The 26,141-nt window shown below is 42.0% G+C and carries 37 protein-coding genes; 35 read left to right on the top strand and 2 right to left on the bottom strand.

Annotation, left to right across the window (positions count from 1 at the left end; translation table 11 throughout):
• Positions 1-2 precede the first annotated feature (2 nt).
• Positions 3-1,949 carry a chemotaxis protein CheA gene (locus ACLTD4_RS10030; RefSeq protein WP_117623352.1) on the top strand — a complete coding sequence of 649 codons (1,947 nt, stop codon included), beginning with the start codon at positions 3-5 and terminating at the stop codon, positions 1,947-1,949.
• Entirely contained in the window at positions 1,942-2,421 is a 480-nt protein-coding gene (locus ACLTD4_RS10025; protein WP_117623353.1) for a chemotaxis protein CheW, read from the top strand. The genes ACLTD4_RS10030 and ACLTD4_RS10025 overlap by 8 nt, the downstream gene beginning before the upstream one ends.
• A 142-nt stretch (positions 2,422-2,563) precedes the next feature.
• On the opposite strand, the gene ACLTD4_RS10020 is transcribed toward ACLTD4_RS10025, so the two are convergent.
• On the bottom strand, positions 2,564-3,559 hold the full coding sequence (locus tag ACLTD4_RS10020) for an ABC transporter substrate-binding protein (protein ID WP_412331291.1): 996 nt from the start codon (positions 3,557-3,559) through the stop codon (positions 2,564-2,566).
• 156 nt (positions 3,560-3,715) lie between these two features.
• On the opposite strand from ACLTD4_RS10020, the gene ACLTD4_RS10015 reads away from it, so the two are divergent.
• Together ACLTD4_RS10015 and ACLTD4_RS10010 are read left to right on the top strand one after the other, a co-directional pair.
• The gene (locus tag ACLTD4_RS10015; RefSeq protein ID WP_117623354.1) at positions 3,716-4,525 is read left to right on the top strand and encodes a Cof-type HAD-IIB family hydrolase; all 810 of its coding nucleotides are present in this window, start codon (positions 3,716-3,718) and stop codon (positions 4,523-4,525) included.
• Positions 4,526-4,613: 88 nt separating this feature from the next.
• A complete protein-coding gene (locus tag ACLTD4_RS10010) occupies positions 4,614-4,913 on the top strand; it encodes a YerC/YecD family TrpR-related protein (protein ID WP_002600333.1) in 300 nt (99 codons plus the stop codon).
• 127 nt (positions 4,914-5,040) lie between these two features.
• On the opposite strand, the gene ACLTD4_RS10005 is transcribed toward ACLTD4_RS10010, so the two are convergent.
• On the bottom strand, positions 5,041-5,655 hold the full coding sequence (locus tag ACLTD4_RS10005) for a DUF1836 domain-containing protein (RefSeq protein WP_117623355.1): 615 nt from the start codon (positions 5,653-5,655) through the stop codon (positions 5,041-5,043).
• A gap of 177 nt (positions 5,656-5,832) precedes the next feature.
• Here ACLTD4_RS10005 and ACLTD4_RS10000 point away from each other — a divergent pair, with 177 nt between their 5' ends.
• From ACLTD4_RS10000 to ACLTD4_RS09850, 31 genes are all read left to right on the top strand, one after another.
• Positions 5,833-6,216 carry a RidA family protein gene (locus ACLTD4_RS10000; RefSeq protein WP_002600331.1) on the top strand — a complete coding sequence of 128 codons (384 nt, stop codon included), beginning with the start codon at positions 5,833-5,835 and terminating at the stop codon, positions 6,214-6,216.
• Between the two features lie 277 nt (positions 6,217-6,493).
• A complete protein-coding gene (locus ACLTD4_RS09995) occupies positions 6,494-7,816 on the top strand; it encodes a bifunctional folylpolyglutamate synthase/dihydrofolate synthase (RefSeq protein WP_117623356.1) in 1,323 nt (440 codons plus the stop codon).
• Entirely contained in the window at positions 7,809-7,949 is a 141-nt protein-coding gene (locus tag ACLTD4_RS09990) for a hypothetical protein (RefSeq protein ID WP_002600329.1), read from the top strand. The genes ACLTD4_RS09995 and ACLTD4_RS09990 overlap by 8 nt, the downstream gene beginning before the upstream one ends.
• Positions 7,950-7,960: 11 nt before the next feature.
• Positions 7,961-9,262, top strand: a complete 1,302-nt coding sequence (locus tag ACLTD4_RS09985; RefSeq protein WP_412331290.1) for a hypothetical protein — start codon at positions 7,961-7,963, stop codon at positions 9,260-9,262.
• Positions 9,263-9,451: 189 nt separating this feature from the next.
• Entirely contained in the window at positions 9,452-9,793 is a 342-nt protein-coding gene (locus tag ACLTD4_RS09980) for an anti-sigma factor antagonist (protein WP_002600327.1), read from the top strand.
• Positions 9,794-9,803: 10 nt separating this feature from the next.
• On the top strand, positions 9,804-10,238 hold the full coding sequence (gene spoIIAB / locus ACLTD4_RS09975) for an anti-sigma F factor (RefSeq protein ID WP_117623357.1): 435 nt from the start codon (positions 9,804-9,806) through the stop codon (positions 10,236-10,238).
• A 5-nt stretch (positions 10,239-10,243) separates the two neighbouring features.
• A complete protein-coding gene (sigF, locus tag ACLTD4_RS09970; RefSeq protein WP_025530535.1) occupies positions 10,244-10,957 on the top strand; it encodes an RNA polymerase sporulation sigma factor SigF in 714 nt (237 codons plus the stop codon).
• A 63-nt stretch (positions 10,958-11,020) separates the two neighbouring features.
• On the top strand, positions 11,021-11,182 hold the full coding sequence (locus ACLTD4_RS09965; protein WP_002600324.1) for a hypothetical protein: 162 nt from the start codon (positions 11,021-11,023) through the stop codon (positions 11,180-11,182).
• Positions 11,179-11,805, top strand: a complete 627-nt coding sequence (locus ACLTD4_RS09960) for a stage V sporulation protein AA (protein WP_002600323.1) — start codon at positions 11,179-11,181, stop codon at positions 11,803-11,805. The genes ACLTD4_RS09965 and ACLTD4_RS09960 overlap by 4 nt, the downstream gene beginning before the upstream one ends.
• On the top strand, positions 11,795-12,220 hold the full coding sequence (locus ACLTD4_RS09955; protein WP_055655393.1) for a stage V sporulation protein AB: 426 nt from the start codon (positions 11,795-11,797) through the stop codon (positions 12,218-12,220). The genes ACLTD4_RS09960 and ACLTD4_RS09955 overlap by 11 nt, the downstream gene beginning before the upstream one ends.
• Positions 12,221-12,243: 23 nt before the next feature.
• Positions 12,244-12,696: a SpoVA/SpoVAEb family sporulation membrane protein gene (locus tag ACLTD4_RS09950; protein ID WP_002600321.1), complete on the top strand. Its 453-nt coding sequence runs from the start codon at positions 12,244-12,246 to the stop codon at positions 12,694-12,696.
• Positions 12,697-13,028: 332 nt separating this feature from the next.
• Entirely contained in the window at positions 13,029-14,042 is a 1,014-nt protein-coding gene (gene spoVAD, locus ACLTD4_RS09945) for a stage V sporulation protein AD (protein ID WP_055655688.1), read from the top strand.
• 34 nt (positions 14,043-14,076) lie between these two features.
• Positions 14,077-14,430, top strand: a complete 354-nt coding sequence (gene spoVAE, locus ACLTD4_RS09940) for a stage V sporulation protein AE (protein WP_002600319.1) — start codon at positions 14,077-14,079, stop codon at positions 14,428-14,430.
• Positions 14,431-14,433: 3 nt separating this feature from the next.
• Complete coding sequence (locus ACLTD4_RS09935; protein WP_412331289.1) at positions 14,434-14,625, top strand: hypothetical protein; 192 nt, start codon at positions 14,434-14,436, stop codon at positions 14,623-14,625.
• Positions 14,576-14,890, top strand: coding sequence for a hypothetical protein (locus ACLTD4_RS09930; protein ID WP_412331169.1), 315 nt, complete (start codon positions 14,576-14,578; stop codon positions 14,888-14,890). The genes ACLTD4_RS09935 and ACLTD4_RS09930 overlap by 50 nt, the downstream gene beginning before the upstream one ends.
• A gap of 32 nt (positions 14,891-14,922) precedes the next feature.
• Entirely contained in the window at positions 14,923-15,105 is a 183-nt protein-coding gene (locus ACLTD4_RS09925; RefSeq protein ID WP_412331288.1) for a hypothetical protein, read from the top strand.
• A gap of 340 nt (positions 15,106-15,445) precedes the next feature.
• Complete coding sequence (locus tag ACLTD4_RS09920) at positions 15,446-16,111, top strand: hypothetical protein (protein WP_303193497.1); 666 nt, start codon at positions 15,446-15,448, stop codon at positions 16,109-16,111.
• 332 nt (positions 16,112-16,443) lie between these two features.
• Positions 16,444-16,701, top strand: a complete 258-nt coding sequence (locus ACLTD4_RS09915) for a hypothetical protein (RefSeq protein ID WP_302819076.1) — start codon at positions 16,444-16,446, stop codon at positions 16,699-16,701.
• A complete protein-coding gene (locus tag ACLTD4_RS09910; RefSeq protein ID WP_302819077.1) occupies positions 16,698-16,916 on the top strand; it encodes a hypothetical protein in 219 nt (72 codons plus the stop codon). The genes ACLTD4_RS09915 and ACLTD4_RS09910 overlap by 4 nt, the downstream gene beginning before the upstream one ends.
• A gap of 274 nt (positions 16,917-17,190) precedes the next feature.
• A complete protein-coding gene (locus ACLTD4_RS09905) occupies positions 17,191-17,505 on the top strand; it encodes a hypothetical protein (protein WP_412331169.1) in 315 nt (104 codons plus the stop codon).
• A 32-nt stretch (positions 17,506-17,537) separates the two neighbouring features.
• On the top strand, positions 17,538-17,720 hold the full coding sequence (locus tag ACLTD4_RS09900; protein ID WP_412331170.1) for a hypothetical protein: 183 nt from the start codon (positions 17,538-17,540) through the stop codon (positions 17,718-17,720).
• A 45-nt stretch (positions 17,721-17,765) separates the two neighbouring features.
• Positions 17,766-17,966 (top strand): hypothetical protein, encoded by a 201-nt coding sequence (locus tag ACLTD4_RS09895; protein WP_191230586.1) that lies wholly within the window; start codon positions 17,766-17,768, stop codon positions 17,964-17,966.
• Between the two features lie 35 nt (positions 17,967-18,001).
• Positions 18,002-18,337, top strand: coding sequence for a hypothetical protein (locus tag ACLTD4_RS09890; protein ID WP_412331171.1), 336 nt, complete (start codon positions 18,002-18,004; stop codon positions 18,335-18,337).
• 188 nt (positions 18,338-18,525) lie between these two features.
• Entirely contained in the window at positions 18,526-18,744 is a 219-nt protein-coding gene (locus ACLTD4_RS09885; protein WP_191230585.1) for a hypothetical protein, read from the top strand.
• 398 nt (positions 18,745-19,142) lie between these two features.
• Positions 19,143-19,532: a hypothetical protein gene (locus tag ACLTD4_RS09880; RefSeq protein WP_412331287.1), complete on the top strand. Its 390-nt coding sequence runs from the start codon at positions 19,143-19,145 to the stop codon at positions 19,530-19,532.
• Between the two features lies 1 nt (position 19,533).
• A complete protein-coding gene (locus tag ACLTD4_RS09875) occupies positions 19,534-21,327 on the top strand; it encodes a Mu transposase C-terminal domain-containing protein (RefSeq protein ID WP_412331286.1) in 1,794 nt (597 codons plus the stop codon).
• Positions 21,324-22,670, top strand: a complete 1,347-nt coding sequence (locus ACLTD4_RS09870; RefSeq protein ID WP_412331285.1) for an AAA family ATPase — start codon at positions 21,324-21,326, stop codon at positions 22,668-22,670. The genes ACLTD4_RS09875 and ACLTD4_RS09870 overlap by 4 nt, the downstream gene beginning before the upstream one ends.
• A complete protein-coding gene (locus tag ACLTD4_RS09865) occupies positions 22,670-23,875 on the top strand; it encodes a TniQ family protein (protein WP_412331284.1) in 1,206 nt (401 codons plus the stop codon). Before ACLTD4_RS09870 ends, ACLTD4_RS09865 begins: the two co-directional genes overlap by 1 nt.
• Positions 23,876-23,946: 71 nt before the next feature.
• Positions 23,947-24,723, top strand: a complete 777-nt coding sequence (locus tag ACLTD4_RS09860; RefSeq protein ID WP_412331283.1) for a radical SAM protein — start codon at positions 23,947-23,949, stop codon at positions 24,721-24,723.
• The gene (locus ACLTD4_RS09855; protein ID WP_412331282.1) at positions 24,698-25,105 is read left to right on the top strand and encodes a ribonuclease Z; all 408 of its coding nucleotides are present in this window, start codon (positions 24,698-24,700) and stop codon (positions 25,103-25,105) included. Before ACLTD4_RS09860 ends, ACLTD4_RS09855 begins: the two co-directional genes overlap by 26 nt.
• Positions 25,102-26,055: a DNA/RNA non-specific endonuclease gene (locus tag ACLTD4_RS09850; protein ID WP_412331281.1), complete on the top strand. Its 954-nt coding sequence runs from the start codon at positions 25,102-25,104 to the stop codon at positions 26,053-26,055. The genes ACLTD4_RS09855 and ACLTD4_RS09850 overlap by 4 nt, the downstream gene beginning before the upstream one ends.
• Positions 26,056-26,141: the final 86 nt, after the last annotated feature.

Genomic DNA, 26,141 nt, shown 5'->3' with positions numbered 1-26,141 from the left:
GTATGGGCTTTTTTGATGAGGACACGGGTGAGATGCTGGAGATCTATTTATTGGAGACCAACCAGCTTCTGGACCAGTCGGATGCCATTCTGCTCTCGGCGGAGCAGGAGATGGTATTCTCCAAAGAGAGTATCAACGGCATCTTTCGTGTGATGCACACCATAAAGAGTTCTTCCGCTATGATGGGGCTGACAGGATTGTCCACTCTGACCCACCGCCTGGAAGACTTGTTTGTGGTGTTTCGGGAAGACCCTTCCAGGCTTTCCGGTTATGAACAGGAGACATTTGATTTAATCTTCGAAGCCACTGATTTCATCCGGGAAGAACTGAAACGAATGAAATTCGAAAGCTTCGAGCCGGAGCCGGTGGAACGGTTCTGGGATAAAATAGAGGTTCTCGTACAGAAGGTAAAAGAAAAAAAGAAGACTGCCGTCCATCTGAAATTCGAAAAGGACTGCCGGATGGAGAACGTCCGGGCCTACATGGCGGTACGCCAGATCCGGGATTTATGTGCGGATTTAAAGACATATCCCGAAAATGTGGAGACTGATTCTTCTACAACGGAATATATTCATGATAATGGTTTTTATATCAGCTTTACGTCGGAAGACCCGGGCGCTGTCTTACAGACGCTTAAGAGCGCGCTGTTTGTGGAGTCCTGTACGGAGCTGGCGGAGATGCCGAAGCTGTCCGGGACGGCGGAGGGACAGGCGATGGAAGGTCAGTCTGCAAAAGAACCGGAGACCGAAGCCGAGACACCTGTGCAGAGCGGCTCTGATTTCATCAATGTCCGGGTGGAAAGGCTGGATGAGCTTCAGAATCTGACGGGAGAACTGATTATAGCGGCGTCTTCCTGGCTGGAAGCCTCAAAAGGGAGTGTGGAGGACGGCAGGAACCATCAGGTTGGCCGTTTTTTAAAGGAGCTGGAGGAGCTGGTCATATCGATTCGGATGGTGCCATTCTCCAATGTGGTGCCCCAGTTAGGCAGGATTGTCCGCGACATCTGCAAGAAGGAAAAGAAAGAGGTGTCCTTCCACGTCCAGGGGCAGAATGTGGAGGTGGATAAGAAGATCGCGGATGGCATTCTGGATCCGCTTCTCCATCTGATCCGCAACGCCATTGACCATGGAATCGAGCAGCCGGAGGAGCGGGAGAAGGCGGGAAAGCCGCGGGCGGGCTCGGTAACACTGCTGTTTGCCAATGTTGGCGGAGAGATCGTGGTCAGTGTCAGCGACGACGGATGCGGCATCGATTTGGAACAGGTCCGCAAAAAGGGCAGAGAAAAGAATCTGTTTGTGCGGCCGGAATCGGAGTATTCCGAGTCGGAGATATTAGAGTTCTGCCTTTTGCCCGGTTTTTCGACGCGGGAGGCGGCTAACGAGTACTCGGGAAGAGGCGTGGGACTCGATGTGGTACGTCAGATGGTGGAGGCGTTCGGCGGCCACCTTCATCTGGAGAGTACCAGAGGGGAAGGCAGCAAATTCATTATGCATCTGCCTCTGACGCTTACGATCATTGAGAGCATCCGTTTTCAGACCGGAGACCGGTTCTTCGCGGTTCCGGCACACCAGGTGGTTCAGTTTGTCACCTACCAGCCGCAGGGGCCGGGAATGGTGATGCAGGAAGGAAGAGAGTTCTGGATCAGGGAGGGGCGGTATATTCCTGTCATTTCCCTGCGGAAGTTCTACCATATTCCGGGAACACCCAGGATCGGTTCCGAAATCATGGCGTATATCAAGGGCAGTACGAGAGAACTCTGCATTGTGGCTGACCGGGTGGCAGATCAGGGCAGTCTTGTGGAGAAATCGCTTCCGGCCATTTTAGGAAAGCATTTTAAGAAGTATACGGGAATCTCCGGGTGCAGCCTGCTGGGGGACGGAACCATCTGCCTCCAGCTGGATATCGAAGACCTGGCGCGGAATACGGGAGGTGGAAAGACCCATGAATGACTTTGACTTGGATCAGGCGAGAGAGAAGGAAGGCGGAGAGAAACTGGAGTTTCTGTGCGTTCGCATGACGGATGCAGTCTACGGATTCGAACTTCCCCATATCCGGGAGATTATATGGGACAGCAGGATCACCCCGGTCCCCTGTGTGCCGGACTACTATGAAGGTCTGTGTAACTGGAAAGGGACGATTATTACCGCCGCTTCTTTAAGCCGGATGACAGGAACAAAAGAGAGCGGGTACGGAGACCAGCCGGTAGTCATAATAACGGAAACGGGTGCCCTGCAGTGCGGCTTTCTGGTGAGGGAGGAACCGGAGATTTTAAGGGTACCGGCAGACGCGCGGCTGACCGGAGACACGCCGGACCGGATTGGTGAGATCCTGAAGATCAAAGCGGCGTACGCCTGGGAGAATGAAGTGATCTATGTGATTGATGCAGAGGAGACTCTGAAATGCATGGTGATATTTGACTGATACGGCGATGTATGAAAAAAGAGATATGCGAGAAGATAAATAAGGTTGTGAAAAGATAATTAAGGATGTGGAAAGAACAGATCCCGGTTTCGGCGGTGAAGAGCGGAAACGGGATCTGTTTGTTATGTGTGGGCATTCGGAATTACTTTGCCGCTTCCTGTGAGAATTCGGTTGTTACCAGCTTGTCGTAAGGAACGCGCTCATTCAGTTCGCCGGCTTCCTCCAGGATGTTTTCCAGAAGTTCGAAACTGTCTTTTTCGAAGACGGTGTCGCCTTTCCAGGTGTCCTGGTCTTTATAGCGGCCAACGATGGTGGCGATGGTATCCTCATCGGTTTCTTTAAACTGAGGCTGGATCACTTTGGCGATTTCTTCGGCGGAATGGGTGTTTACGTATTCCAGGCCTTTCTGAATCGCATTGGTGAATTTCTGGATGGTTTCGGGATTCTTCTCTAAATAGCTCTTCTTGACGCTGTAAGCGGTATAGGGAACGTATCCGGAATCGACGCCGAGGGAGGCGATGACGTGGCCGTTGCCTTCTTTTTCCAGACCGGTAGCAAACGGTTCAAACTCAACCGTGTAATCGGCGTCGTTGCTAGTGAAGGCGGCGGCGGTTAAACCGAAGTTGATGCTCTGGTCGATGGTCAGATCTGCGGCGGGCTCGATCCCGTTCTTCTTCAAAATATATTCATATACCAGTTCCGGCATGCCGCCGGCTCTTCCGCCCAACACCTTCTTGCCCTTCAAATCGGCCCAGGTGAAGTTATCCTGGGCTTCCCTGCCGACCAGAAAGTTACCGGCCCGCTGGGTCAGCTGGGCGAAGTTTACGGCGTAATCGTCAGAACCCTGCTGATAGACGTAGATGCTGGCCTCAGATCCCATAAAACCGATATCGGCGTCTCCTGAGATCAGGGCGGTCATGACCTTGTCGGCGCCGGCGCCGTTGACCAGCGTCAGGTCGAGCCCTTCATCCTCAAAATACCCCAGTTCAATGGCGGCATACTGGGGAGCATAGAAGATAGAATGAGCGACTTCATTCAGAACCACTGGCTTAAGCTGTTTCCTTGTGGTCGTTTTACAGCCGGTCACGCAGACGGCAAGCATGGATACGGCGAGAACGATGCTCACGATTTTTTTCATAGAATTCTCCTTTTTTGTTGTTTCTCATAGTGACATTGTATGAAATGTGACAGGCAGCAGTTCCCGGATTATGAGTCGAATTTCTAAATTTTGCATTTTACCCCGAAGTATGATATACTTTTCACGGAGAATTTTACGAAAGCAGGAGAAGGAATTATGGCATATCGAATGATCGTGCTGGATCTGGATGGCACACTGACAAACCGGGATAAAGTGATCACACCGAGGACGAAGGAAGCGCTGATGAAGCTGAAAAGCCAGGGGGGAACCATCGTGCTGGCCTCCGGACGGCCTACCTATGGTGTGATGCCGCTGGCGAAGGAGCTGGGACTCACAGAGGAGGGCGGTTATATCCTGTCCTTCAACGGAGGGCGGATTATCGAATGCAAAACGGGTGAGACCGTGTTTGCAAAGGAGCTTCCTGTAACATCGAATAAAAGGATCATTGCGCTGGCCAGGGAGCACGGCGTGAACATCCTTACATACGAAGGGGACTGCATCATTACGCCGGACCCCGGAGATATCTATGTAAAAAAGGAGTCCGACATCAATAAACTGGAGGTCCGGCGGGTGGAAAACTTCGAGCAGTACGTGGATTTCCCGGTGGTAAAGTTTCTGCTTCTCGACGACGGGGATTACCTGGCTCTCGTGGAACCGAAGGTGAAGGCCGCAATGGGGCGTGATTACAGTGTGTACCGTTCGGAACCCCACTTTCTGGAGGTTCTGCCCAAGGGAATCGATAAAGCGGCGTCTTTAGAGCGGCTGCTTACGCGCCTTAACATGACGAAGGACGAGATGATCGCCTGCGGTGACGGATACAACGATTTGTCCATGATTCAGTATGCCGGTCTGGGCGTGGCCATGGAGAACGCGGTCCTGCCCGTGAAAAATGCGGCGGATTACGTGACGCTTTCCAACAACGATGACGGCGTTGCTCATGTCATCGAAAAATTTATGCTGTCATAAGTGTCCGGGGGTGGACTTTATGACTTTAATATGTTAAAATACTCCATAGATGAAGTAACAGCAAAAATAAAGGGGACTGATTGAAACCATGAATAAAAAAATTAAGACAGATGCGGTTGACCATCTGTTTCAGGCAATACTGACACTGAAGACACCGGAAGAGTGCTATACGTTCTTCGAGGATGTGTGTACGGTCAATGAACTGCTCAGCTTATCCCAGCGGTATGAGGTAGCCAAGATGCTTCGCGAGGGCCGCACGTATCTGGAGATTGCGGAAAAGACCGGGGCTTCCACAGCCACGATCAGCCGTGTGAACCGTTCCCTGAATTATGGAAACGACGGATATGATATGGTATTTAAGCGTCTGGAGGATACAGAGGCGAACTAGTACTAGTGCAGCCCGGAGAGGCCGCAGCTTCAGACAAAATGGAGAGATAAATGCAGCGCGCCCTTTCATGGGAACAGATTCCGCAGGGGACTGTTCCCATGAAAGGGCGCGTTTTATCTTCGCTTACTTACTTTTTCTTTTTGGACGGGTTCGCTTCCCGAAGCTCGTCGATCATCTGTTCCACCATCTGCTTCTTTAAATAGACGTCAAAGGATAACTCGCAGATTAAGGCGAAGAGCCGTAAGTATTCCCTGTCTTCCTCAGCCAGGTTCTCGTCCGTAAATGTATCGCCCGCGCGTTCATACTTTGCTTTCACGTCTTCCCGCAAATGTTTCATCTCCTCCGATTCCAGGGAGAAGATCTCTTTGTAGATGTCCTCCAGTAAAAGGCCGTCCTTCAATGCGAAATGTCCTGCGGTGATCGGCCGGAACAATTCCTCGATGTCGTTGATGGAAAGAATATTCTTAAAATAATAGATAAAAATCAGAAGCAGGATATGCTCTCTGGAATACTTCTTTTTGTTGGGCGCAGGCAGCAGGTTGTTCTTGGCATAGTTGTTGATCATGGTTTTCGTCAGCACCTTATCCTCGGGGTAGCGCTTCGTGTTCTTCAGATGTTCATCCATAAAGGTAGTAACCTGGTCCATGTAAAGATCAATGCCCGGAATCTCTTCAGGCCTGATATAACTTAAGGTATCCAGACGTTTTAGGATATCCTGTATTCTTTCGTCATTCGTCTTCATAGTTTCACCTCATATCCTATTATATAGTATTCAATACTAGATGACAAGAGGTAAATATACGAAAAGAAAAACAGTTAAACTAAATATTTTTAAGATAACCTAAAAAACTTTCTTGACTTTTGCGGAATGTGTGATAATCTAGATATATAACGTGAAGAACGAAAGGAGATACATAGAATGAAAAAAGTATTGGCTACAGAAAAAGCACCGGCAGCGATTGGACCATATTCCCAGGCAGTGAGAGGCGGAGATTACGTATACGTATCCGGCCAGCTTCCGATCGATCCGGCAACAGGAGCATTTGCAGGCGAGGATATCGCCTCCCAGACGAAGCAGTCCTTAACTAATATCAAGGCGATCTTAGAGAGCGAAGGCTTATCTATGGCAAATGTGGTAAAGACAACTGTTTTATTACAGAACATCGGCGACTTCGGCGCTATGAACGAAGTTTATGCAACCTTTTTTGAGGGTGCATGCCCGGCCAGAGCTGCATTTGAAGTAGCTGCTCTTCCAAAGGCAGCGCTTGTTGAGATCGAAGCGATCGCATACTGCGGAGAATAAATTGACAGATGATAACAGGGGTGTCCGGACTGTGGTTCCGGAATACCCCTGTTTTTCATTTTACAGGAGCGTTTGTCCCGGCGCTCTGTCCGCGTTTCCGTGAAAGAACCAGAGTAAAAATGTAGAAATCCGTCTGTATTTGCGAAAGAAAGAGGTTGCATAATGGCCGAGTTATATTATAATAAATAAGAAAGCCCGAATTGGCGTGCGGGAAAAGGCGCGCAGTAAGGCAGCATAAGGATTAAGATTACATAAAGAACGAAAGCCGGGGCGTAAGATGAGTTTGGAAAAAACTGCGGAAGAATATCTGGCCGATATCCCCATGTGGGCCAGAAAAAAGAATTCCCTGGAAGATATCAGGGCTTTTCTGGAGCGGATGGACAACCCCGACGAGAAGAGAAAGATCATTCATGTGGCCGGGACCAATGGAAAGGGGTCGGTCTGTGCATATATAACCTCCATGCTGATGGCAGGGGGATACCACACGGGAGCATTTATCTCGCCTCATCTGACGGAGGTGCGGGAGAGGTTTTTATTCGACGGTAAGCCGGTCAAATATGGGCCGTTTGAGAGCAGCTTTCGTGAAATCAGGGATTTATCGGAACGTATGACGGAAGAGGGATACTGCCATCCATCCTATTTTGAATTCCTGTTTTACATGGGTATGAAGCTGTTTGACCAGATGGATAATGATTTCACGATTCTGGAGACGGGACTCGGCGGAAGGCTGGACACGACGAATGTGATCCGTCATCCGCTGGCAGTAGCCATCACTTCCATAAGTCTGGATCATACGGAATATTTGGGCGATACCGTGGAAAAGATCGCTTATCAGAAGGCCGGTATCATAAAGCCGGGCGTTCCCGTCATATATGAGAGAGGCGATCAGAGGACAGCCGCTGTGATCGAGGAAGAGGCCGCTGCCAGTCACAGCCCGGTATATCCGGTGGACAGGCAGGACTATGTGATAGAGGCATGGGAAGAACAGGGTATCCGGGCGGGGCTTAAGCGGCTTGACGGCAGCGTTCTCCGCGTGCTGATTCCTTCCCAGGCGGAATATCAGGTGATGAACGCTCTGACTGCGCTCAGGACGGTGGAAGTGCTGATGCGGCAGAGGGAAGACATACGCTTATCAGAAGAGGAGCTTAAGGCCGGACTGGAGTCCATGAGATGGCCGGCGCGCATGGAAGAGGCGGCGCCCGGGCTTTACCTGGATGGAGCGCACAATCCGGGCGGAATCGAAGAATTTATAAAGACAGCCGCGCGTCTCTGCGAGAAGAGCGGGAAGCGGGCCTGTCTTCTGTTTTCCTCGGTATCGGACAAGGCCCACGATACCATGATCCGTGAGATCGCGGCGGGTCTTCCGCTGGATTCGGTTGCTGTAGCCCATATCCATTCGGATCGGGGAATGGCAAAGGAAGTGCTGGAGGCGGAATTTTTAGCCGTTTCCGATTGCAGAATATATGGTTTTGATACGGCAGAAGAGGCACTGGAGAAACTGCTCACATGGCAGGATAGGGAACATCTGCTGTTCTGTGTGGGATCCCTGTATCTGATGGGAGAGATAAAGACAATTCTTGGAGGTATAAAAGATGATTGATTTTGAAACCGAGATAAACGATTACAGACCGAGTCTGGAAGTAGATGCCATAGAGGATGCGATCGTGAGAAGCGATCTGACGGATATGAATGATTTGATGATGGAACTGATCAAGGAAGTCGGTAAGGAATAGGCAGGTAAGATATGGATTATGTAAGAAAAACCCGTGTCATTGCCAACAGCTATTATAACATGGGATTAGAGCGGGCGCGGCTGCGGGATTTGTCCGGCGCGGCCGAATGTTTAAAGAAGAGCCTACATTTTAATAAGTATCAGACGGATGCCAGGAACCTTCTGGGCCTCATTTACTATGAGGTTGGGGAGGTCGGGGATGCGCTTGTTCAGTGGGTCATCAGCATGAACCTGCAGCCGCAGGAGAACCGGATTACTATCAGTGAAATCCAGAGAAAAAGGGGAGTCTCTCGGCGCCACATGATCCGGCGGTTTAACCAGGCCCTCGTCTACGCCCAGAACGGCAGCGAGGACTTGGCGATCCTTCAGCTCGTCAAGGTGGTGGAGGCGAAGCCGAACTACGTGAAGGCCCAGCTGCTGCTGGCTATTCTCTGTATTGCGAGAGAGGATTACCAGAAGGCGGGAAAATCAGTCTACAAGGTATTGCAGATAGACAGGAATCACCCGAAGGCGCTCTGGTATAAGTCGATCGTCAAGGCAAATACAGGCAGCCGCACCGAGCGTGAGCCTGAAAAGAGGAAGCTGAAAAATGTCCTGTCCCACCGGCAGATGGAGGATGACGACGTCATCATTCCGCCCAGCTACAGAGAGAATACGAAGGATATGGCGGTCGTCAATATCCTCGCGGGCCTGCTTCTGGGGGCGGCCGTCGTCTTTTTCCTGGTTATGCCGGCGAATACGAGGGCGATCAATGAAAAACACAACCAGGAGATGCTTAAGTACAGCGAGAGCTTAAGCCAGGCGAATCAGAAGGCAGACAGCTTAAGTGAGCAGATCGCCGGCCTGGAGGCAGATAAGAAAACGGCGGAAGATTCCCTGTCCACATTTACCAATGACTCGGACAGCGTGCTGGCTCAATACCAGAACGTGATCGGAATTCTGCAGGCGTATAAGAAGGATGATTTCACCGCGGCGGTAAAGCTTTACGCCGATTTGAAGACGGAACTCATCGCGTCACCGGATGTGCTGGCCATCGTCGGAGAGATTAAGGCCGATATGGAGGAACGGGGATATCAGGTGCTGGAAAGCCTTGGAGACGAGGCTTCGGGCGCGGGAGACAGCCAGACGGCTCTCGATTACTATTTAAAGAGCCTGGCTGTAAAGCCGGATTACTGGGCTGCCAAGTATAAGGCGGCCGTCATTTACAAGGGAATGAATCAGAAGGAACAGGCGAATGAGATGTTTACGGACATCATAAATAACAGCAAAGATGAAACATTGATAGCGCAGGCCAGGACGGAACGGGGATTCTAATCCTGTTTGCGTAAAAAGGAAGACACGACAGAAGAGAAAGAGAGCTCTTTTGCCGTGTCTTTTTTTGTGAAACAGGAAAGTGCTCCGGCGCGAGAGTCCGGCTCGCCGGACTCTAAATTCTTATAAAAAAAGAGCTCTGTGATAGAACAAAGAGTCCGGAAAGCGGGATTCTTTTTGGAAAGGAGAACTATGAACAAGCCACTATTTACCTATGAGGCGGACGGCCACGTGCTGATTGTCCACCTGCCGGAGGAGTTGGATCACCACAACTGCACCGGCTTAAAATATGAAACCGATCTGATCCTTTCGGAAAATTATATTAACCGCATTGTGTTTGATTTCTCGGGAACCGGATTTATGGATTCTTCAGGGATTGGAGTGTTATTAAACCGATACAAGCAGATGGCCCGGAGCGGAGGAAAGGTGACGATCTACGGAGCGGGAGCCCAGGTGCTCAGAATACTGAAAATGGGCGGCATTTTAAAATTAATGAAATTATATGACTCAAAGGAAGATGCAGTCACAGGTTGAGGAGGAAGACATGTTAGAAGAAAACAGACCAGAAGTTTTGAGAATGGAAATTGAGAGCCTGTCCCGGAACGAAGAGTTTGCAAGGGTTGTGGTGGCCGTATTTATGGCTCGGATGAATCCTACGCTGGAGGAGTTGGACGACGTAAAGACCGCAGTGTCGGAAGCTGTGACGAATGCGGTGATACATGGTTATCAGGGAAACGGCGGGATCATCTATCTTGAGGTGGAGATACTGAAACAGGAGCTGACCGTGACTGTGAGGGATACGGGAATCGGGATTCCCAATATTTCGCAGGCGATGGAACCGATGTTTACCACCGATCCAGAGGGAGAACGATCCGGCATGGGATTCTCTTTTATGGAAGCGTTTATGGACGAGGTGCGTGTGGAGTCAGAACCGGACAAGGGTACCGTTGTGACCATGAAAAAGAAGATTAACGGGTGAGTCCTATGGATGAGACCATGAGATTAATAGAAATGGCTCACGAAGGAGATAAAGAAGCACGCGACCGTCTCGTCACCGAGAATATGGGACTGATCTGGAGCATTGTGCGAAGATTTACAGGACGGGGATATGATCCGGAGGATTTATTTCAGATAGGAAGCATCGGCCTCATGAAGGCTATCGACAAGTTCGACATGTCTTTCGAGGTTAAATTCTCCACCTATGCGGTCCCCATGATAACAGGAGAGATCAAGCGCTTTTTAAGAGACGACGGCATGATAAAGGTCAGCCGCTCCATCAAGGAGATGGGCACCCGTGTAAAATGTGTCAGAGAGGCCTTAAACTTTACCCTTGGACGGGAACCGACCATCGAGGAGATCGCCGGAGAGATCGGGGCCAGCAAGGAGGAAGTGGCGGCGTCCATAGAGGCCGGAGCGGAGGTGGAATCGCTCTACCGGACAGTCAATAAAAATGATGAAAACAGCATTCTTCTCATCGACAAGATCGAGGAGGAAAACTCTGCCCAGGAGGAGCTGTTAAACCGTATGGTGCTGCGGGAGCTGCTGACAGAGCTTTCCGATAAGGACCGGGAAATCATTGTCAGGAGGTATTATTATAATGAAACCCAGAGCCAGATTGCAACGCGTCTCGGTATCTCACAGGTCCAGGTTTCCCGTCTTGAAAAAAAGATTTTAAAGCAGATGCGCGAAAAAATATAGAATAAAATACTTCATACGGCTCATACTACTCTTGAAAAGTGAAAGAAAAGGATGTGAGCACGTATGGAATCCATGAAACATAAGCTGGGAATTGCACTCCTTGTCGTATGCCTGATCGCTGTGGCCGCCATTGTATGGTACTTAATCGCCGCGGTGCCGGACGGCGGCGAAATGGATGGAACGCTGGTAGAACTCATCCGGAAAGCGGGGCAGATGAGAATATGAGCAAGACTGTCTATCTAAACATCAGCCAGATTACTGAGGTCCATCATAAGGAGATTCAGTTAAAGGATGTGGCGACGGTCTACAGCGATGATTCCGCCGTAACAAACAAGTGCAGCGCCCTGCGCATTAAAACGATTCATTTGGACAGAGATAAACGTTACGTGGAGAGCACGCTGGATGTGATTAAAAAGATCACGGAGATGGATCCGACGATCACCGTCAACAATGTTGGTGAAGTGGATTTTATCATCGATTACCACCGGCCGAAGTCCCCGAATTGGGCCTGGGAATGGATCAAGACCATATTTGTCTGTATTATCTGTTTTTGCGGCGCGTCCTTTGCCATCATGACCTTTAATAACGATGTCAGTGTGACGGATGTCTTCAGCGAGATTTACCGGATCATCATGGGAAAGGAATCCACCGGATTCACAATCCTGGAGGTGAGCTATTCCGTAGGACTGGCGCTGGGAATCGTAGGATTCTTCAATCATTTTGCGAAGTTCAAAATCAATACGGATCCGACGCCGCTGGAGGTGGAAATGCGCCTTTACGAGGACAATGTCAGCAAGACCCTGATTCAGAATGACGGCAGAAAGGAGCAGGACATTGATGTTTCTTAAGCAGTTATTTCTTGTGTTTCTGGGGCTTAGCGCCGGCGGCGTCATAGCAGCCGGCGTTTTCGCATTTCTGGCAATCATCGGCGTTTTCCCGCGGCTGATTGGAAAGACCCATACAAATAAACACATTTTTCTGTATGAGACGGTCATTATCATAGGCGGTATACTGGGAAACGTATCCGATATCTATGAAATCCCGATCCACATGGGCGGGAATGTGTTCCTGGGGATCTACGGGCTGGCGGTCGGAATCTTTGTCGGCTGTCTCGTCATGTCTCTGGCGGAGACTTTAAAGGCCCTGCCGGTTATCAGCAGGAGAATTCATCTGGCCGTGGGACTTCAGTACGTGATCCTGGCCATCGGTCTTGGCAAGCTCATTGGTTCACTCGTATATTTCACGGGCAATTTCGGACAGTAAAAAACAGGAATCGGAGGTAAAATATGGAGATTAACAAACAGGCATACGATGCCTATGTAAAAGAGGTCACACCAGTCCACAACAAATGGCTGAGTATCGTGAAGGCTTTCCTTGTGGGAGGCGCTATCTGCACCATTGGACAGTTGGTGAGCACCTGGTTCATGAACAGCGGGATGGACAAGGATACCGCAGCCTCCTGGACGCTCCTGGTCTTAATTGCGGGAAGCGTTATTTTAACAGGGCTTAACATTTACCCAAAGATCGTGAAATTCGGCGGCGCAGGAGCCCTCGTTCCGATCACGGGCTTTGCCAACTCAGTGGTGGCGCCTGCCGTGGAATTCAAGGCGGAAGGCCAGGTATTCGGTATCGGCTGCAAGATATTTACCATTGCAGGACCTGTTATCTTGTACGGAATCCTGAGCAGCTGGGTTCTCGGCATCCTCTATTGGATCGGCCGGTGGGTGGGCATATTTTAGTCTTGTAAGCGTTAGCGGCTTCGTTATCAGCAGTCTCTGTCCCGGCGGTCCCGCCGGGGCATTTTCTTTTTGGGGCGTGTGAAGTGAGGGGATTGATTTGCGGCGTAAGGGCTGCGGCAGTCGGCTTGTTATGACTGGTTTATGGTGAATGATTTGCGGCGGATGAATAGAAAAAAAGGAAAATGGAGAAAGTAGCAGGGAAGAGAGAAACAGCGTACTGCCGCGCTGAGGAAATATGGCCGTTTAAGCGGCTGCGCTCCGGTGCAGGAGTCCGGCAGGCAGTATTCTTTTTTGAAAAATACGGTTTACAGAGAAATGGAGTGAATGACAGAATGCAGATAGGAAAAGCGAGTATCAAATTTGAGGAACCTCCGGTCATAGAAAGCATGGCCTCCATCGTAGGAAAGAAGGAGGGAGAAGGTCCTCTGGGAAAGCTGTTCGATGTGGTGGAGCAGGACGACATGTTTGGTGCGGACACCTGGGAGCAGGCGGAGAGCGCGCTGCAGAAACAGACGGCAGATCTGGCCATTGAAAAGGGAGATATTCGGAAAAAGGATATCCGGTATCTGTTTGCCGGAGATTTGCTGGGACAGTTGATTGCCACCTCCTTCGGAACGGTGGATTTGGAAATTCCACTGTTCGGACTTTACGGAGCGTGTTCCACCATGGGCGAGGCCCTGAACCTGGGCGCAATGACCGTAGCCGCCGGATACGCGGACAAAATCATCGCAATGGCCTCCAGCCACTTTGCAACCGCGGAAAAGCAGTTCCGTTTTCCTCTGGCCTACGGGAACCAGCGGCCATTTTCAGCTACATGGACGGTGACAGGCTGCGGAGCCGTTGTGGTATCGAAGCATAAAAGTGAGGGAATAGCGGCCATTACAGGCATCACAACAGGCCGTATGGTGGACATGGGAAGCAAGGATTCCATGAATATGGGAGCCGCGATGGCGCCGGCGGCGTTCCATACCATTGAACAGAACTTTGAAGATTTTGGCGTGGATGAATCGTACTATGACAAGATCATCACAGGGGATTTAGGAGAAATCGGACGCACCATTCTCCTCGATTTTATGAAGAATAAGGACCACTTGCTGGAGGAAATCCATACGGACTGCGGAATCGAGATTTACGATCAGGAGACCCAGGACACCCATGCGGGCGGAAGCGGATGCGGCTGTTCGGCGGCCACACTGTGTTCCTACATTCTTCCAAAGATTAAAGATGGAACATGGAAGCGGGTGCTGTTTGTGCCGACGGGAGCGCTGCTTTCCACGGTCAGCTTTAACGAGGGACAGCCGATTCCGGGTATTGCACATGCAGTTATGCTGGAGCATATCGGGTAAGACTGGTGCTGCCTTCGGCAGAAAGGAGATAACGATGGAATTTGTAAAAGCATTTCTTGTAGGCGGTGTAATCTGCGCCCTGGTTCAGATACTGATGGACAACACAAAGCTGATGCCGGGCCGGATCATGGTGCTGCTGGTGGTGAGCGGAACAATTCTTGGCGCTCTGGGCCTCTATCAGCCGTTTGCGGACTGGGCAGGCGCCGGAGCCACAGTACCACTGCTTGGCTTCGGAAACACGCTCTGGAAGGGCGTGTGGAAGAGCATGGGAGAGGACGGACTTCTGGGAATCTTTGAAGGCGGCTTCACCGCCAGTGCGGTGGGGATCTCTGGAGCGCTGATCTTTGGGTATCTGGGGTCGGTGATTTTTAAGCCGAAGATGAAATAGGCAATGAACTTTGAAGATGTGAATGTCCGGGATAAAACAGCCCAAATGTGCGGTATAAAATGGACAAAAAGAAGTAGAGAGAAGACTGTAGGATTAAGTTCCTATGGTCTTTTTGTTTTTGAAATCCAAAGCAAAGGAAATGAATATGAAACAGGAATTGAAAATAGGAAATTGGATAGGAATAGGGATGAGTGAGGTATGGTTTTCTGTTTTTGATAGTGAAAAATGCTGTTTCCATTCAAAAACAGAAATTGTTCACGATATTGGAGATGCTCTTTCGGACTGCAGAAAAACACCAAAGATTAAAAAAATAGAAAAGGGTGTATATCTATATACTCCTAAATCTTGCGATACAGGACATTTTGATAAGAGTTTCTTTATTATCAAAGTAACTGAGGAAAATTATGAAAAATATAAAAAGATGATTGAAGAAGAAACGGAAGAAGATATAAACGACTAGGTTAACATAGTTGGAAAGCAAGGAGGATAAAGATGAATCGAATCATCGAAATCTTAATGAAACGTGATGGAAATACAGAAAAGGAAGCAAAAGCACGTTTGGAAGAAGTGAAAGATATGTTGGTAGAATGTAATTATGATGCAGATGAAACTGAAAAAATCATGATGGAACAGTTAGGCTTGGAAATGGATTATATCGAAGACATCCTATTTTAACTATTAAAACTTATGTTAGGTTTGTACATTGACAACTGAATAAAATAGAAGAGTAAGGAATCTCTCATACTAAAAATAAAAAGGTAATGATTATGTTGATTAAAATTTTATTTTGGATATCTGTTGTCCCATTGGTTTATGCACTTATTTGTATATTTCTTGAATTAGGTTGGTATTACGGAATTCTGGAAGCAGAAGCACCTTCTGAATTTCCATGGAGAAATATAATTTTGTTTATAGCAACCTCAATAATAAGCTTAATATTTTATTTATTATTATAATGTGAATTGCAATCATTATTTACTTATGTTATTCTCTAAATAAAAAAGGATTAGGGAAAATGATAAGTATTCCAGTAAGAATTTATGTGTATTATAAAGCGATACAATGGAAAATGGATAAACCAAAGGGTATTGGGAAAAGACTTAACAATTATAGAAAATCAATAAATTCCAACGGATATATTATAGTATTTTCGTGTTTTCAAAGTGCATTAAATGGAATACTAAATGCAGGTTCCATCATTCCAAAAATCATTACTATCAGTCCCAGATGGGCAGTTCAATTAATATTATTTGACAGTTCAGAAACACGAAATGCTTTTTTGATCACAATAGGGCATGAATTAACCCATAAAGATGGAGATTTTTCTATGTTATCAAAAGAAGGACCTGATAGGATATTTATCAGTTGGGTAAATGAAGTTCATGCAGATTTTGGTGCGGCAGAAAAAATGGTAAATGGATGCAAACAAAAACTGTTGGATTCAATAAATTATAAATCGGAAATTAACGAATCTATTATAAACAGTTCAAAATTAAACAAAAATGAAAAAAACAGAAAACTTGGTAGCCACCCATCATGGTCTCAGCGAAAAAAATATGTTGAGAGAGGGACTTTTGATGATGAGTTAATTAAGGAAATAGCAAAAACTACGGGCTGTTATAATACAGAGTTAATTAAAAAAGTACGAGAATATTATAAATCACCAATAATATTACAGTGAAAAACATCTTCTATTTTATTCAGTTGTCAAAAAGACAAATGAAATAGAGTAGGAGGTGTTTTTTGTTTAAGAAAACAGATACAAGTATTACAGTAACCTCTATAATAATAGGCACCAAACGCACCTGAATGGCCATATTCAGTTCAAAACCAGATAAGGGTAGAAGCAATCGAAAATGTAAATATAACTGGATGCAGAGTAAATAAGAAACGTTTTAAATGAATAGAATTAAAAAAACCAGCAGAGTGGCACCTCTACTGGTTCAAGTGTCCGGATTGTCTACATTATTATAGTTTGCCTTTTTTCAAGGGCTGTATTATAGGAACAGCTTTATGATTGATAGAATTACAATACCAAGGAAACAAACGATAGCACAGGCCCGGGAAATAGTTATAATGGGCACTGTCCTTGCTTTGAGGTCAGCATCTTCATTTTTCATAGCCTTAGCTAATCTAAAGAAACCAAAGCAAACTACGAGTAAACTTAATACAAGACCAATAATCATTATTCTTAACATATGTATTGTCCTCTCTGATTCATTTGATACCAATATTATGCTAGAAATAAAAAAATGGAAAGAAAAAAAATGAGAATAACAGATCGTAACCTTGGTTATGAAGCAGAATACAAGAATGGAAACTACATAATCAAGCGGAACACTATAATAGAAAAATTCACTGATATAGAGCCAATTCCCAAAACGGCGAAAGTTTATAAGAAGGGAAAAGAAGAAAAGCCCAAAAACGAATTCTGGGCTTCTAAACCACATGATGGAATTTGCTTATTGACAGATTGGCCGTATTAACTAAGCCTTTTCTGTTACTAAATATGGAAGAAAGACTGAATACTATTGTTCTTCATGATAAGATTCGTGTTCACAAGACCCTATTTAAATAGGATTGTTTTTGTTCGGATAAACATACCATTTTGTCTCGGACATTCACAGAAGATGTGAATGTCCGAGATAAAACAGCCCAAATGTGCGGTATAAAATGGACAAAAAGAAGCAGAGAGAAGACTGTAGGATTAAGTTCCTATGGTCTTTTTGTTTTTGAAAATCCAAAGCAAAGGAAATGAATATGAAACAGGAATTGAAAATAGGAAATTGGATAGGAATAGGGATGAGTGAGGTATGGTTTTCTGTTTTTGATAGTGAAAAATGCTGTTTCCATTCAAAAACAGAAATTGTTCACGATATTGGAGATGCTCTTTCGGACTGCAGAAAAACACCAAAGATTAAAAAAATAGAAAAGGGTGTATATCTATATACTCCTAAATCTTGCGATACAGGACATTTTGATAAGAGTTTCTTTATTATCAAAGTAACTGAGGAAAATTATGAAAAATATAAAAAGATGATTGAAGAAGAAACGGAAGAAGATATAAACGACTAGGTTAACATAGTTGGAAAGCAAGGAGGATAATGATGAATCGAATCATCGAAATCCTAATGAAACGTGATGGGAATACAGAAAAAGAAGCAGAGTCACGTCTGGATGAAGTAAAAAACATGCTGGAAGAATGTAATTATGATGCTGATGAAGCTGAAAACATTGTATTGGAACAGCTGGGATTGGAAATGGACTATCTTGAAGATATTTTATTCTAAAGCCTTTGCTTTATAGATGACAGACTTAAAATAGGAGACAAAACAATGGCAAGATTTAGTGGAAACATATTTGGCGCAGAAAATATGGAGAATGAAAATGAAATAAAAAAATGTAGTGTTTATCTACAGGAATGTTTGACACCAGAAGAATTACAACAGTTACGGGATGACTATAATAGCCAAAAACAACCTGAAATATGGTGGAAATATGTCTTTGAACATGTCAATGTTTCCTATAATAAATAATCTTGGAATACATAAGAACGAATAAAGGAGAAATTATGATTAGATGGAAATATAAGCTTGAAGACGAAGGACAGAAGCTAAGAAGCCTGATTGATAAGGAAAATACGATTGAAACAATTGTGTCTGTATACAACCAAATGGAAGTCTGTTTAAAATTACTGTTAAATAAAATGGTCCAACAGGATATAGATAAATGGAAATATGATATTGATGCATTAATAGAAGATATCCAGATGTCATGCCCGGATATAGAAGATCCTGGTCTGATTTACAATGATGAGGAAGCTATCTTAAATAGTCATTTAAAAGAATTCTATGATTTATGTGATGCTATCCGCGTATGGATTGGACTGGATGTAGCAACAATGTAATCTATATCATAACAACATAGTCACAGACGCACCAGAATGGCTGTATTCAGCTTGGAAGATTAAGAGGGTAGAGATTATAAAAAAGAAACTAAAACTGGCTACAGAGTCAAATGAAGAAGATTATGATGCCATAGAAATAGGAAGTTGCCGTGATTTAGTATAGACGAATAATAAAGGTGGATATAGAAATGAGGATTACGAATCGTATTCTTGGATATGAAGCTGAATACAACAATGGAAACTACATAATCAAGCGTAATACTATCCTAGCACAATTTACTGATATAGAGCCAATTCCCAAAACGGCGAAAGTTTATAAGAAGGGAAAAGAAGAAAAGCCCAAAAACGAATTCTGGGCTTCTAAACCACATGATGGAATTTGCTTATTGACAGATTGGCCGTATTAACTAAGCCTTTTCTGTTACTAAATATGGAAGAAAGACTGAATACTATTGTTCTTCATGATAAGATTCGTGTTCACAAGACCCTATTTAAATAGGATTGTTTTTGTTCGGATAAACATACCATTTTGTCTCGGACATTCACATAGACTTTTTAAATAAATAGAATTAATTCGAGAATTTAAGCAAAAAAAATTTGATTTAATTCGAGTTTTAGAGCATAAAACGCCTGAAAAGGCCTAAAATTCGAATTAAATACCCTAATCATGTTAAAAATCTCGAATTAAATAAGCATTTAATTCAAAAAAAAATGCACTGATTTTGTTGAAAAACTCAAATTAAATATTTTGGCACCTTATTTAATTTGAAAAAATAGACATTTAATAAAAAGGAGAAGTTTAAAAATGGAAAAATCAAATGTAAAAGGGAGAACTATAAAATTCTTAAGTAAAAAGAACAATTGTATTATTTCTGTTCATTCAAGAATATCAAAAAGATTTGCAGAGCATTTAGAAACATTAGACCATGTGGCGGGTTATGAAACACTAAAGCTCTGGGATCAATCACTGTATGATAATATTAATCCGATTTATATAAGAAAAGATTATTTAAGTACATTATGGGTGACTGATTTCGTTATACGTTATGTTGATGATTCAATTGGTGTACGCGAAATAGTTGATTCTCAAAACTTATACAAATTATCAACAATAGAGCGTATGGAACTTTCAAGAAGATATTGGAAAATAATGGGCATAACTAACTGGAAAATAGCCATACCTGAGGAGAATTAACATGTTTTATATAATAGCAGATGAATTATTTCATACAGTTTTAAAAGATGCCGATGGCGAATGGATTATTTCATATGATAATTCAGCATCACCGACCTACGTTTCAGATGACCTTCTAAAAAAATATCAAAAAGTAAAAGCTCCAGATAAATACATAGAAAATAAAGATAGGGAATTGTCTGAGGCTGAAAAACAAAGAAAGAACATGATTCAGCCTCTATTAGATGACATACAGTGTATAAAGTGTAAAAAAAAGCGGATAAGGCTGGCAAAAAATATTGCGGTTCAATACGGAACAACGGAAAGGAGGATTCTGCGGCTATATTATCAATATTTGTCTACTGGTATGTTAATAAAGCCCAAACCACCTAAAAGTGAATCAAAAAACGAAGGAACATATAAGAATTTTGAATGGGCTATCAGGAATTTCTATTATTCAGCAAAGAAAATATCATTACAGACTACATATGATATGCTGCTGCTGGCCAAATATACAGATGCAGATGGACATTTATTGACAGATATTCCTTCATGGCACAGTTTTAGACACTTTTATTATGATAACTATTTCCATAGAAAATCTAAAAAAGATATCTCAAGAAATGGACTCTCTTCATATAAAAGGGATAACCGTCCGGTTTTTGGAAGTGCCATGAATTGGAAAGATAAGATTGGTTATTATCAAATGGATGCAACAGAAGCCGATATATATTTAGTTTCAAGATTCAGCAGAAAATTAATTATAGGAAGACCTAATATTTACCTAGCTGTTGACACAGTTAGCCAATTGATTGCAGGAATCTATGTGGGACTGGAGTCGGATCAGAAAGCAGTAATGCTATGTCTTGCTAATGCTGCTGAAGATAAGGTTGAATATTGCAAACGATATGGAATTGAAATAAATGAAGAACAGTGGCCATCAAGGGATTTACCAGGTGGAATCATTATTGATCAAGGTTCTGAATTTGTTTTTGGAGTATCGGAAGAACTATGTAGAATCCATGGCATGGAGATTGAAATATTACCACCTTATCGTCCTGATGAAAAAAGTCTTGTTGAAAAAACATTTGATATTATACAAGAAAGATTTAAACCTACTTTAAGAGGAAAGGGTGTTATAGAGAAGGATGCACAAGAAAGATGGGCAATAGATTATAGGACACAAGCAACTTTAAACTTAGATGAGTTTACAAAAATAGTAATAGAAACAGTCATATATATAAACAGTAAACGAATTTTAGAATCATATGTTCCAACATTTGATATGTTAGAATTTGGTATAGTTCCAATTCCATGCAACATTTGGAATTGGTATGCAAACTGCAATCTATCGGCTTTGATTCCTATTGATGATATAGAAATTTATTATATGAGCTTGGAACGTAAAAAAGCTTCAGTTAGCAGAAAAGGCATATTGTTTAATGGACTTCTATATAAAAATGAAAATATATCAAAACTCATGGCTGGAATCAGAAATACGAAAAATATCACAATTGCATATGATACAAATAATATAAAATCGGTATATTTATTAAATGATGGAAAGTATATTAAGTTTTCAATATCAGAAGATTATTCTCATTTATCAACAATGAATTCGGATGAATACGAATTATTCAAAAAGCGATTAAAAGAAGTAAAAAAGAATTCAAGGGTTGAACAGACAAAATCACGGGTGGATTTGATTAAGAATATAAATGAAATAGTGTCTAATACTACATTCGAAGAAAAAGGAAGGCCAGATGGAAAAACAATCAACGATAACAGAAAATCGGAAAGGAACAAATTATCATGAAATACCAAAATGAAAAAGTTGTAGGTGCAATCTATACCAATGGTGTGTCAACTATTAAGAACCCATACATTGAAGCATTACCAGAAATATTGAGCTATGATGATTTTATGAAGGAGATAGCTTCTTTTCCAAGCATTCCAATGGATATATATATAAAATCTCCAGAAGAGCGAAGAAGTTTCCTTTCTGAAATTAACAATATATTTTATCCAATGGATTATATGTATTATATCTATGATTTATTATATCGGGCAATTAAGGATAATTACTCTTCAAAAAATACAATAGAAACAATACAGCAAATCAATCATTTATATAAAAGCATGATACAAGATAATGTGTCTAAACTGGAGTATTCCACACAGTCCTTTAGTGGATCCATATTAGGAACGCCCGGGATAGGAAAATCATCAACTGTTAGAAGAAGCCTAAGTCTGATGCCGCAAGTTATAATACACAGTAAATATAACGGAGAAGCAATGTATGTAAAACAGATTGTATATCTATGCGTGGAGTGTCCGAGTGATTGTTCTGTTAAAACCCTTGCTATGAGCATCATGTCAGAAATAGATAAAACAATTGGATCGAACTATTTTGATGAAATAGCTCATAATCCAAGATCAAGGTCTGCCAGTACATTAGCTATAAAGGTAAAGATAGCCTGTCTTAATCACAAAATAGGAATAATCGTGATAGACGAAATACAAAATGCAGTTGTAACAGCAAGTAAAAATAATCAACTAAAACCTCTCATAAGATTTTTGGTCGAACTAACAAACGAAGCATGTGTAAGCATCTGTTTCGTTGGAACCCTATTAGCAGAAGAAATATTTTGCTCACAAGAACATTTAAAAAGAAGAACACGTGGATTCCGTCTGCTTCCATTGAAGCCAGATAAAACATATATGAAATTTCTAGAATCAATATGGAAATATCAATGGACATTAAAAAAGGCTGAAATGAAAGAAAATATCATGAATTTAATTTATGATTACTCTGGTGGGATTCCGTCCTATATATTATTGATTTTTTTAGAATCTCAATCTCAGGCTATTATGTCAGGAAAAGAAAAAATAGATATCACCACAATTAAGAAAACTATTGGAATGTTACAAATTAACGTAAATAAGCCATATTCCGGAGGAACATCAATTTCAGACTTTTGTGTTGGCAGTGACATGGATGATTCAGAAGACGAAGATTTACATTTAAAATCCCAAAAAAGAGGAAGACCCATTACCGCAAGGGAATCAGAAGATTTAATATCCATGTTTAAAAGGGCAGCTGATTCAAAAACTCTGATTACGAATTTAGAACTAGAAAATTTAGTTGAAAAATATTAATGGAGGAAGTAGATATGCTAAGTTTTTTTCCAACACCATATCCAGATGAACTATGGTATAGTATTTTATGCAGGTATCATGTACGAAGTGGAAATCCGTCATCACATAAAACGACGAAAGAATTAAATATAAAAGAAAAGAGTCTGGCAAGTTTACTTCCAACAAGCTCAATATCTATTATTATAAACCAATTACCAAACGGATTTCTTGATATTAAAGATATTATACTAAATAATACCATGTTTAAATACGCATATAGGTTTTATTCACTTGAACTAAAACAAGAGTTTTTGAAAAATTTTGAACTTGGAAAAGCAATTGCTCCACAAAGGCTTTGTAGGCAAGAACAAATAAGGCCAGTATTAAAGAGCTGCCCATTATGTAGGTCAGAAGATTTAGAAAAATATGGCGAACAATATTGGCACCTAAGTCATCAACTTCCATTAGCATATTACTGTAAGAAACATGGATGTCGTTTGACAAAATATGAGATAGGAGATAAAAGAAAACGAAATTATTATTATATTCTTCCAGATGTCTGTGATGAAGTAATAGATTATAATATTCTATCATATGAGCGGTTTTTAACAGATACCTCATTACAATATTTACATCTACCATTAGAAGTAAGTCCTGACTTTTCATATAATAACCTTTATAATGGATTAATTAATGAAGGTTATAGTATTTTCAGAGATGGACTATATTATGTGAATGTCAATAAAATTGCTCATGCTTTATGTGACTTATTTGGAAACGAAATGATTGAGAAATACTTCGTATCTACAAATATAAACCATGCACTTTTTTTTCAGTTCAGGCGTTGGAATATAAAATCACCAGAAAGATACGCAATGATTGCAGCTTTAATTAATCAATCACCAGAAATCACATTTTCTTCAGTTGAATTAGAACTGAACATATATAAAAAAATGAAAGAGATTAAAAATACATATAAATCCCAATCAAAGATCTATATAGCGAAACAATTAGGAATAAAAGTAGAACATTTAGATGCCATAGCCTGTCAGCTTGGAATAGAAAAATTTTGGGAATGTGAAACTCAAAAAAAGAATACGAAGATGGTTATTTCAACAACACATGAGGAAAAAAAGAAAATAAGTAAGTATTATAAATCCCATGGGTATAGAAATTGTAATGATTTTGTTCTATATTGTATAAGGAAGGAAATGGAAAATATGTAAGATTACTATGATAAACTTATGAATTTGGAAATAAAAGCATATTATAATAAAAGAATAGAAGGGAGAAAAGAGTGATAATTAATACATTGATTCTAGAGACCACTAGAAAGTGCAATCTGGTATGCAAGCATTGCCTACGTGGTCCAAGTGAAGAAAAAGAAGCCGATATGCATCTATTTCCAAATATCTTTTATAAAATAACTGAAGTAAATGAATTGATATTTACTGGAGGAGAACCAGGACTAAATATAACATATATGGATGGAGTCCTTGAATATTGTAAGTTAAATCGTATCAAAGTTAATAGTATTTATCTTGCAACAAATGGAACTGTGAACCAGGATGAATTAGTCCGTGCGATGAATGACTGGCTTATATATTGTATGATGGTAACAGAGTCGCAAGATATCCATGAATATTTGAAGAAACACCATTTTAGACTGGCTTGTTCTGTAGATGAATTCCATAGGAGGTTGAATACGGATGTATATAATAAATTTAGACAATTATCTTTTTATGATGACTCAAAAGAGATATCATATTTAGAAGATAATTACTATTTAATTGAGTCTGGAAATGTTTTACTATATGGATTGGATACATCTGGTGAGTATCTATGCGGCATAAGTGGTGAAGAACTATTTGATTTCGGTATAGATAATGATATAATAAAGCAGGTATATATATCCTGTAATGGATATATATACAGTTGTTGTAATTATGATTACGAAACATTAGATAATAATATATCACCTGATAACAGTCTAAGTATACAATCATTACTGGATATATGTTGCGCATATAAGAAAGGAGCCAATTTATATGATTGTTATAATATGTGTGGATGACAAAAATGGAATGATGTTTAACCATAGGCGTCAGAGTAAGGATAAAGAATTACGAAAGGTCATACTAAAAAAATCAAAAGGTAAAAAAATATGGATGAATAACTATTCCATGAAACAATTTGAGGAAGAAGACTGTGGAAATATTACTGTAGATGAAAAATTTCTTCAAAAAGCAGAAAGTGAAGATTACTGTTTCGTGGAAGATATTGATATTGAACCATATATTGATTATATTGATGAGTTGATTTTAATCCGATGGAATAGAATTTATCCAGCTGATTTTTATTTTAAGATTGATATGGGTGAGTGGAATTTAGTAAATAAAGAAGAATTTATAGGAAGTTCGCATGAAAGAATTACATGGGAGGATTACGTCAGATGAAAAAATTAAAACATTTGTTTTTACCGGTTATATTAACACTACTATTAATAACCGGATGCTCGCAGGAGAACAACGCAGCAATCTCAAACTCGGTTATTAGTGAATCTGTTACTACAACCACAAAAGAATCAGTTTCAGATTTAAACCTACTACAAAATAAAAGCAATATAGATATCCCGGAACATAATGGGTCAGCATATGTATCAATCAATAGCAATATTCCATTTTTCACTGGTGAAGAGGATACGTCTCAGTCATTTGAATTATATAGTGATTTAGATAATCTTGGAAGATGCGGTGTTGCATATGCTAATATTGGTACAGACTTAATGCCAACAGAAAAAAGAGGCAATATTGGGCAGGTCAAACCAACGGGTTGGCATACTGTAAAATATGATAATGTAGACGGTAAATATCTGTATAATAGATGCCACTTAATTGGATATCAGTTAACTGCAGAAAATGCAAATGAGAAAAATTTGATTACTGGTACGAGATATATGAATGTTGATGGAATGTTACCATTTGAGAACATGGTAGCTGACTATATCAAAGAAACGGATAACCATGTGCTTTATCGTGTAACGCCTATATATGAAGGGAATAATTTGGTTGCATCCGGCGTATTGATGGAAGCAAAATCGGTAGAAGATGATGGTGAGGGAATTCTGTATAATGTTTTTGTATATAACGTGCAGCCCGGAATCACGATTGATTACGCTACGGGTAATAGTTCATTGGCTGAAAATAGTATGAATCAAACTGAAACAGGCATACAGACTGATGAATCGGATATGACCTATATACTTAATACCAATTCAATTAAATTCCATAAAGAAGATTGTTCAAGTGTTGCAAAAATTAAAGATTCTAATAAGGAAATATTTACAGGAAAACGGGAGGAATTGATAACACAAGGATATGAGCCTTGTGGTATATGCAAACCATAATATGCCTAGGGAAAAGCTTATCTTAATGATAAGCTCAGACTGTAGACAAAATGGTTCCTGGTGCGATGCACCCGGAACCATTTTGA

This window comes from Hungatella sp., assembly GCF_046966825.1.
Note: the sequence above shows the minus strand (reverse complement) of the source record. Positions and strands in the feature narration are given on the sequence as shown.